Below are 269 nucleotides of genomic sequence, written 5' to 3' on the forward strand. Positions count from 1 at the left end.
CGTAACACCTTTATCGAAGAGGGCGAGCATTCACTTGATGACATGCTGGCAGGTATCGAGCGTGGTATCTATGCGAAGAAGATGGGCGGTGGCTCGGTTCAACCGGGTACGGGTGAGTTTAACTTTGCTGTTCGTGAAGCTTATCTCATTGAAAATGGCAAAATCACCAAGCCTCTGAAAACAGCAACGCTGATCAGCACGGGTCCAAAAGTGTTGAAAGAAATCAGCATGGTCGGCAAAGACATGGCACTTGCGCCGGGCATGTGTGG

Annotated in this window: 1 protein-coding gene; it reads left to right on the forward strand. The window is 50.2% G+C overall.

The genetic code is table 11. From position 1 onward, the window contains the following. Positions 1–269, forward strand: a 269-nt coding sequence (locus tag O4H47_RS17945) for a metallopeptidase TldD-related protein (protein WP_269395393.1), incomplete at both ends; no start/stop codon positions are given.

It is taken from the genome of Maritalea porphyrae (assembly GCF_027213965.1).
GTDB classification, from domain to species: domain Bacteria; phylum Pseudomonadota; class Alphaproteobacteria; order Rhizobiales; family Devosiaceae; genus Maritalea; species Maritalea porphyrae_A.